The sequence below is a fragment of the Aeromonas sp. genome (genome assembly GCF_050633025.1).
Taxonomy (GTDB): domain Bacteria; phylum Pseudomonadota; class Gammaproteobacteria; order Enterobacterales; family Aeromonadaceae; genus Aeromonas.
In genome coordinates, this window is the sequence record NZ_JBODRQ010000142.1 from 1 (window position 1) to 7,894 (window position 7,894).

7 protein-coding genes and 1 pseudogene are annotated in these 7,894 nt (G+C 59.3%); 5 read left to right on the top strand and 3 right to left on the bottom strand.

What is annotated here, in order from left to right; all coding sequences use genetic code 11:
- Positions 1–324: hypothetical protein (locus ACRAUW_RS15285; RefSeq protein WP_431362960.1), on the bottom strand; the 324-nt coding region annotated here is incomplete at its 3' end.
- A 212-nt stretch (positions 325–536) separates the two neighbouring features.
- On the opposite strand from ACRAUW_RS15285, the gene ACRAUW_RS15290 reads away from it, so the two are divergent.
- Positions 537–680 carry a hypothetical protein gene (locus tag ACRAUW_RS15290; RefSeq protein WP_431362961.1) on the top strand — a complete coding sequence of 48 codons (144 nt, stop codon included), beginning with the start codon at positions 537–539 and terminating at the stop codon, positions 678–680.
- Between the two features lie 121 nt (positions 681–801).
- Here the strand turns inward: ACRAUW_RS15290 and ACRAUW_RS15295 are convergent, their stop codons facing one another.
- On the bottom strand, positions 802–1,518 hold the full coding sequence (locus ACRAUW_RS15295; protein WP_148610715.1) for a hypothetical protein: 717 nt from the start codon (positions 1,516–1,518) through the stop codon (positions 802–804).
- A gap of 68 nt (positions 1,519–1,586) precedes the next feature.
- Positions 1,587–1,925, bottom strand: coding sequence for a hypothetical protein (locus ACRAUW_RS15300; RefSeq protein ID WP_098968960.1), 339 nt, complete (start codon positions 1,923–1,925; stop codon positions 1,587–1,589).
- A gap of 309 nt (positions 1,926–2,234) precedes the next feature.
- Between ACRAUW_RS15300 and ACRAUW_RS15305 the strand changes: the two genes are divergently transcribed.
- The 4 genes and pseudogenes from ACRAUW_RS15305 to ACRAUW_RS15320 all read left to right on the top strand — a co-directional run.
- Positions 2,235–3,530, top strand: coding sequence for a hypothetical protein (locus ACRAUW_RS15305; RefSeq protein WP_431362962.1), 1,296 nt, complete (start codon positions 2,235–2,237; stop codon positions 3,528–3,530).
- Positions 3,527–3,895 (top strand): hypothetical protein, encoded by a 369-nt coding sequence (locus tag ACRAUW_RS15310; RefSeq protein ID WP_431362963.1) that lies wholly within the window; start codon positions 3,527–3,529, stop codon positions 3,893–3,895. The genes ACRAUW_RS15305 and ACRAUW_RS15310 overlap by 4 nt, the downstream gene beginning before the upstream one ends.
- Complete coding sequence (locus ACRAUW_RS15315; protein ID WP_431362964.1) at positions 3,892–7,485, top strand: curculin (mannose-binding) lectin protein; 3,594 nt, start codon at positions 3,892–3,894, stop codon at positions 7,483–7,485. Before ACRAUW_RS15310 ends, ACRAUW_RS15315 begins: the two co-directional genes overlap by 4 nt.
- A gap of 39 nt (positions 7,486–7,524) precedes the next feature.
- Positions 7,525–7,894, top strand: a pseudogene (locus ACRAUW_RS15320) (hypothetical protein); the annotation flags it as partial.

The window sequence follows — 7,894 nt, forward strand, 5'->3', positions numbered from 1 at the left end:
ATTTGCCACCTCACCGGCCTTATACAACCCACCATTTTCCTTAATAGTATCTAGGAAATAGTTTTCAGCTTTTAACCTTTGAGCTTGCTTACGTAGTTGCCTTTGACTCACCATTGTCCTATGTGTGGCAAGAGTCAAAAATAACTCGCTGAGCAATTGTTCATCTGGTAACGCCGCAAAACGTTCAGATTGACTTTTGAGCTCATCAGACACCTCATTGACAAGGTTTAGTACTCTTGTTGTGATGGCTAATGCAATAGCGTCGCCGTTAAGTTTTTCCGTCAGAGTCTGTACGGACTCATGAAGTAATGACTGGTTGCTCATATAGTAGTCTCCGTCTATGAACACTTTCTTACCTTTACAATTTATAATACCCCACATTTTGTTAATCGTAAAGGTACTGGCTGTTTTTTGCTCTTTATGTTAGTTCCTGCCAGCATTTTTGTCCCTGTCTCATATCTTTAATTCATCATAAACCCTTAATCTTCCTAATGAATTTCAAAGTAGGAGCTATCGCACTTTAACGAGATAGCGCCATGCCCACCTCTTCCACCCTCAAACTTGCCCTGGAGCTGGCGGCCAAGGTTACCGGTCGGGAAGATCTGGCCGCCTTGGCGGGTGAGGTTTGGCGAATGTCCGATTACGCCTGCCGGCTAATCGCACCTACGCCCACTCCCTGATAAAACTATCGCCGAAACGGCGCAGCTGCTGGCCACCGTTAACGGTAGCCAGCGGCTTACAAGAGGGGAATAAACAAGCAGAGGGGTTTGCCGCTATCGATGGTCGCGGCAACAATAGAGGTCAGCGTAAAAGAAACAGGATATGGCGTTTGTCGTCGTGTTCTGCATAATCGACGACATCAAACTTGCTGCTGCTCTCTTGGGTGATTTGCTGGTGGGTTAACCCGGTCAGGCACCAAGGTTTGAAGCTGCCCGGTTTGATGGGGTAGCCGAGATAGCCGCGAATGGACTGACGCTGTGCGTCGTAAACTTCAATACATTGTGAGGTGAGTTGATTGATACCAATCAACCAGAGCAGGGCCCCGCTCAGGGTTTGCATATCATCACTGACCACGCAGCCATATTTTCCCCGCAGATATTGATACACTTGTCGTGCAAGGCCGCTGCGGTAATCCGGGTCGATAAAGGCGCCACGGATTTGAATACCCTGTTGATCTTGTGCTTCTGCATTGATGGGTAACTGTACCGGGTTATAAACAAAGCGGCCCACAACCGTATCGTTGCCGGTGCGGGCATCTGCGACAGAGGCTAGCAGCTCTTCCTCGCTCCACTGGCTGTCATCTTCGATAGCATCGGTCAGCCACTCATCCACCCCCAGCTCGGTTACCACCAGACAGCATGAAAAGTCGCTGTCGTCGCTCATGCGATATTCAGTCAGCGCCAGTATTGCCAATCTGCGTCGGGCGATCATGAAGTGCTGAAAGGTCACCTCATTTGTCATGCCTTCGGGGTCGGTATCGAGTTGTTTGCGGTAGGTCTGAACCAGATTGGGGGCCATAGTCTTCCCGGACTTGTCTCAAAAATAAAAAAGCCTGATTCGGAGATCAGGCTTTTACCACTCTTTGTTTATGCCAGCAGTTGCAGCTCTTGGGTCAGCGCTTCGTTGACTGCGCATTTTACCGCTTCGTCAAAACGTGAGTTAACTCTGTGGTGACTCGACGGTTTGACGGCATAACGGAGCTTGTCATTCTTGACCAACAGCTCTGCGATCGGTTCGATGTAGTAACTTTCTGCACTGCTGTCGTTGCGCTTGGTTTCAAACTCATCACGCCACAGCACTATGTATCTTGGCTGATTGTATCTGGTGATATCACGGCGGATCTGGATGGGGCGCGGAAAGCTGTTATCGCTGACCTCTTTCACCACCTCAGTTTTTTGCAGTAAAGAGTGCATCGAGATTGTCATGTTGCACCTCCTTTGTTGCCGTGCCTGACAGTTGGTTGGTCACTCAGCCTCTTCTTGGCGCTAAGCTTGCCAGCAAGCTTAGCGCCAAGAAGAGGCTGAGTACACACGAATTCGCTTGTAAACCATACAAATATTGGCTGTTAACCATCCCTTTATGCAGGGATGGAGTGGCAAAATATCACACATCCTTCCTTTCATTCTAGCGTTTCACCTCCTTGTGGCGCTCTTTTTTTAATCCACCATAACCCCTTGGCATCGCCTTGCATGGGCAGAATGAGCATGTCTGTTCACTGATTGGTAAGGCTGCTCATGTCAGACCCCCGAACCCTAAAACTCGCGCTGGAGCTGGTTGCCCGTGTTGTTGGCCGCGAAGAGCTGCAAGGGCTCCTGACCGAGCTGGAGGCTCTTGGCCCCGGCAGTGCACAGGCGGCCACGGCAACGGCCACCTTGACCGACGCGCAGGAGGCATTGCAGCAGAGCCTGCCCGAGAGTGGCGAACTGCTGGCCCAATCCACCCCCCAGTGGCAGGGCTGGGGCCAGCAGTTGGCTGCGGTGGTCGAGACCCTGTTGCTACTGGACAGTCGCTCCACCCAGGCCGCGCAGCGTATGGTGAGCGAGCAGCAGTTGATGGGGCAAGCCACCCGCCAAAGCGTCGATGGGGCGGCAGAACTGGCCAAGGCGTTTAAGGTGCTTGGCCTCGATTTCGAGCAGGCCAATGGCCGTATCGGCGAGGGCTTTCAGAAGACCATCAGCGCCCTGGATGTATTGGTGGCGCACACGGGTGCCAGTAGTGCCGCCATCGAGGAGGCGCTGGCCGCCGCCTACAACAGCGCCAAGACCACCGCCGAGATCGATGCGGTGATCGCGCGTCAGAAGCAACTGGCCGCCCAGGGCAAGATCACCGGGGATGCGCTGGCCCGCTCTATGGCCATCGCCGCCGATGCCATGGCCAAGGTGAAAGGGGGGAGCGGCGATACCAAGCAGGCCGTCGCTGCCATTGGTGATGGCTTTGACGAGGCGGCCGCACGGGCCAAAGGGGCCACTGATGCGATGCGGGCGGGGCTTAAAGGGGTACAGGATGAGGCCAAGCAGACGAATGCCAGCCTCACCAGTAGTGGCGGGGGCGGTGGTCGAGGCGATATCACCCGCACCGTGAACGCCGGTTCCTTCTACTACAAGAGCGTGGATATCAACAGCCTGCGCGGCAATGCCGAGGGGCTGGCCAATACCTTGGCCGGGGTGGAGGAGGAATTGGCCCGCTACAGCCAGAAGGTCAAGGACATTCCGGCCTACAGCGAGTGGAGCAAGTATTACGGCGAGAAGTTCCAAAAAGAGATGGAGGCGATGCAGGCCCGCCTCAAAGAGGAGCTCAACAAAGCGTTGGCCAAAGAGAGTGCCAAAACCAATCAGGCCGCCGCCCAGCCACCAGTCCCAACTGCAGAGCCATCTACCCCCAGCGCCAACACCCCAGGGACACGCAGGCCCTTATCCGAGCGGATCACTATCGAGCTCAAAGGGGCAGGGGGCTCGGCCGAACTGCAGGCCGATGAGGCCAATGCTAATGCCCTGATTTCCCTTCTTAAACAGCAAGGACTTCGCCAATGAACGTGACTTTAAACAGCGTGCTGCTGCCAGATGATCTGGTCTGGCGCGACGAGTTCGAGTGGGCGCCGGTCGAGCAGGTGGTGACCCCGACCCTGTGCGGCGCCCTGTTGGTGGAGGAGACCGCCAAGCCAGAGGGACGGCCGTTGACCCTGAGCGGGCATTGCTCCCGTGCCAAGGTGCAGGAGCTCAAGGTGCTGGAGGCGCAGGTGGCTCGGCTGATGACGTTGACCCTGCTCGATGGCGTGGCCCGCAGCGTGGTGTGGCGCCGCCCTGGCGTGGTGGCCATGCCACTGATCGAGATGGCCGACCCGGAAGGGGGCGACCCCTATGCCTTGACCCTGAATCTGACAGAGGTAACCCCATGACCATTCTCTCTGGCGATATCGTGCTGTTGGCCAGCCAGCGCCTGGTTGATACCGATGATGGCGGTGGTCGCATCACTGGCCGCGAGATCATCAGCGGCAACCATAACAGCCTGTTCCCTGACGTCAGCGATATGGATCGGGCCTATGGCACCGTGAATATGCGCAAGGCGTTTCTGGCGGTGCAGACGGACGACACCGACACCTACTATGGCGCCAATGCCATGGTGCTGCTGCCGCCCAGTGACCCCAGCGTCAACCTGACGCTGATGACCACCAAAGACCACAACGACACACGCGGCAACGCCCGCAACACCCTGGAGCGCTATCAGGCCCGAGGCCCGAAGTGGCAAGGGGTGCTCTACGATACCCAGCTGGAAGGGCAGCGGGCGATCCGCATCCTGCAACGGGTCGAGGTGCGGTTGCCGGAGGTCGGGGAGGTGCTGGTGCTGGTCGGCAACGAAGGGAAGGGGAACGAGGTTGAGCAGTATGTACGGGTTGACCGGGTAACCGCCGAGCTGCGCAAGTTCGGGGTGGCTGGCTATCAGGGCGAGTTCACCCGCAACGTGGTCACTTGCGTGATCACTGACCCGCTGCGCCACACCTTTGAAGGGGAGCAGCCCAGCCCCTATGACCAGGCAACCACCAAGACCACCCTGCGGGAAACCGTGGTGGCCGATGCCGCCAACTACTTTTCAACCACCAAGCTGGTCGCGGATGCGGCGCTGGGGGCAATGCGGGTGCAGGCCAAGACCATTTTCACCCAGCTGGTACCCAGTGCCCGCAGTGAAACCCCGGTGGTGGATCTGACCGCTGCCGGTGAGCTGGGCGCTCTGCTGGAATCCGGGGTGGGCAGTCCCCACACCTTCACCACCACCTCACCGGTCAGCCCCAGTCAGGGGCTGTTCCTGGGGATTGGTGCCATGCCGGGCAGCGTATCGGTCACCATCGGCGCGGCAGTGATCACCGACAAGGGCGGCGAGCTGTTCCTGGTCGGTACCGTGGTGGGGGCTATCGACTACGGGCGCGGCCTGCTGACCTTCAACAGCCAGTGCCCGAACTATGGCGCGGCCAGCAAAACCGTGAGCTTTCGCCCGGCAGTGATGCCATCGCGCATCGCTGACACGGCCCAGATCCAGATCGCCGCCAACAACCGGGGCTATGCCTACACCGCGACCCTGCTGCCCACCCCTTGCCCCGGTTCGCTGACCGTCAGCTATCTGGCCCAGGGCAAATGGTACGACCTCAAAGACAACGGGCGCGGGGAGCTGTTTGGCCAGGACAAATCCTATGGCTCTGGCCTGCTCAACTTCACCACCGGCTCTGTGGTGCTGACCCTGGGGGCGCTGCCGGATGTGAACAGCTCGATCATGTTCAGCTGGGGCACCAAGGTCTCTTACCTCAACCGCGCCAGCATGGTGCTGGATCCGGTGCAGCTGACCCATAAGCTGGCCCATGAGGGGATCACCCCCAACAGCCTGACCCTGACCTGGCAAGCCGGTGGCGCGACCAAAACCGCCATCGACAACGGGGCGGGCCAGCTGACCGGCGATGCCACCGGCACCATCAATTATGTGACCGGCGATCTGGCCCTGCGGGTGGCGACCCTGCCAGATGGCGGTCAGGAGTACCAGGTTGTTTACCAGTACGGCGACCCGGACACCCAACGCTTTGACTACCCGGCCCGCAACCCGGACGGGACGATCACCCTGCAGCTGACCAAGCAGAACCTGACCCCAAGAATGGTCTCGCTGCGCTGGAATGCCCTTTATGAGGATGTGAAGGACGATACCGAACTGGTGATCGCTACCCGTGACCCGATCATCAGTGTGCGCGACAACGGCGCGGGCAAGCTGCTGGATGCGGCAGGGGTTGAACGGGGCACCGTCAACTACACCACCGGCCAGATCACCATCAAGCCGGATGGCCAGGGCGGCATTCCGAAAACCCGCTATGAGTGGCGCACTATCGGCACCTATGGCGATGGCCACGGCAACACCATTGCCCGCCAGCGCTGGACGTTGGTGGAGATCTACTATGTGCAGGCGGCTTACCTGTTCCCGGTGGACGACAGTGGTTGGGTCGAGGTGGAGTACCGCAGCAATAACGCCAGCAGCGCGGGCCAGGACACTGTTAAGGCTACCCCGCTGGTGCTGGATATCACCCCGCGCAACGGCGAGGCGATCCTGGCCAACTCAGTGCGCTTTGCCCTGGGTGGGTCTGTTTATGTGGACAGGCAAGGGATCCTCTATCGCAACATCGACCCCGCCACCGGAGCCGGTGAGCAGGCCGGGACACTGGATTACGCCACCGGCAAGGCGACCGTCACGGTCTGGAACCCCGGTGCGGCGCCAGTGCCTACCCTGAGTTCGCTGGTCACCAGCTTGGTAGCCCAGACGGTGGATGAGGTGACATTCAGGACGCCGGGGGCACCCATTGCGCCATCCAGCCTCTACCTGAGCGGCAACACCGCAGACGGGCGCCGGTTCGAGGTGACCGCCAACGGCGATGGTACCATCACCAGCCAGGATGTGAGCGGCAAGGTGGACTATCAGACTGGGGTGGTATCGGTACGCTTTGGCCGCCTGGTGACGGCAGCGGGCAACGAGGGTAAACCCTGGTTTGACCCCGACATGGTGGTCGATGGCAAGATCTGGCGCCCCTTGTCGGTAGTGGCTGACACCATCCGGTTTAATGCGGTGGTCTATAGCTATCTGCCGCTCGATGCGGATCTGATCAAGCTGGATCCGGTGCGCCTGCCATCCGATGGCCGGGTGCCCTTTATTCGCAAGGGGTACATCGTGGTGGTGCATTCCACCAAGCGCAGCGCCTTCCCTATGGGAGTGCAGGCCGGGCAGCAGCTCAACACCGGGCGGGAACGGCTGGCCTATTGCCGGGTGGAGGATAAGAACGGCAAGGAGCTGGCGCCGCAGCTCTACAGCGTCAACATGAACAGCGGGATGGTGACCTTGGCCAGCCCGCTGAACCTGACCGGCTATGTGGAGCCGCTGACCGTGGTTCACCGGATCGAGGATATGAGCCTGGCCACTGATGTGGAGATCTCGGGCCGCATCACCCTGGCTCGGCCCCTCAGTCACAACTATGAGGCGGCGGATACCCTGGTCTCCAGCGCCCTGATCATCGGTGACCTGTGGGCCCGCTATGGGGCGCTGTTCGACCAACGCACCTGGACAAATAACTGGTCTGATTTTCTGATTGGCGACCCCTGCACGGCGGAATACAACGACACGGATTTCCCGATCGTGGTGACCAACCGGGCGACCCTGCAAGAGCGCTGGGCCATCATCTTCCAGACCACCACCACGTTTATTTTGGTCGGCGAGCATGTGGGCCAAATTGCGGTGGGGGACGTGAATACCGACTTTGCCCCCATCAACCCCAACAACGGCCAGCCCTATTTCAGGCTTGACCGGCGCGGTTGGGGGGCCGGTTGGGCAGCGGGCAACGTGCTGCGCTTCAACACCTACGCCGCCAATTACCCGATCTGGTTTATCCGCACCATCTTGCAGTCGGTGGCGGCAGTGGATACCGACCGTTTCGAGGCCCAGCTCAGGGGCAACGTCAACCGTTAACCGGTGAGGCGTTGCGCCTTGCCCGTGGAGAGAAAAGCGATGGCTGAATACAAGGTCAAATGGTTTGCAAGCGAGATGCAGGGCGCCCCGAGTCTGGGCGATACCGCAGAGGGCGCTCTGGCGGCGCTGCTCAAGGCGGTGCTGGTCACCGGCTTTGGTACCCTGACCATCAACGCGCTGGCTTTCGATGCCGCCAAGGGGTGCGCGGTGGCGACCTTTACCGGTGGCCATGCCTATCTGCAAGACTCAGTTGTCCAGGTCGAGGGGGTATCGCCTGCCGCCTACAACGGCGAGCATAGGGTGATGCAGGTCACCGCCACTCAGGTCTGGTTTGAGCTGGACGGCGGCAACCCTGGCGCTGCGGGTTCCGGCGCGGCCATGACGATGAAGGTGGCGCCGCTGGGCTGGA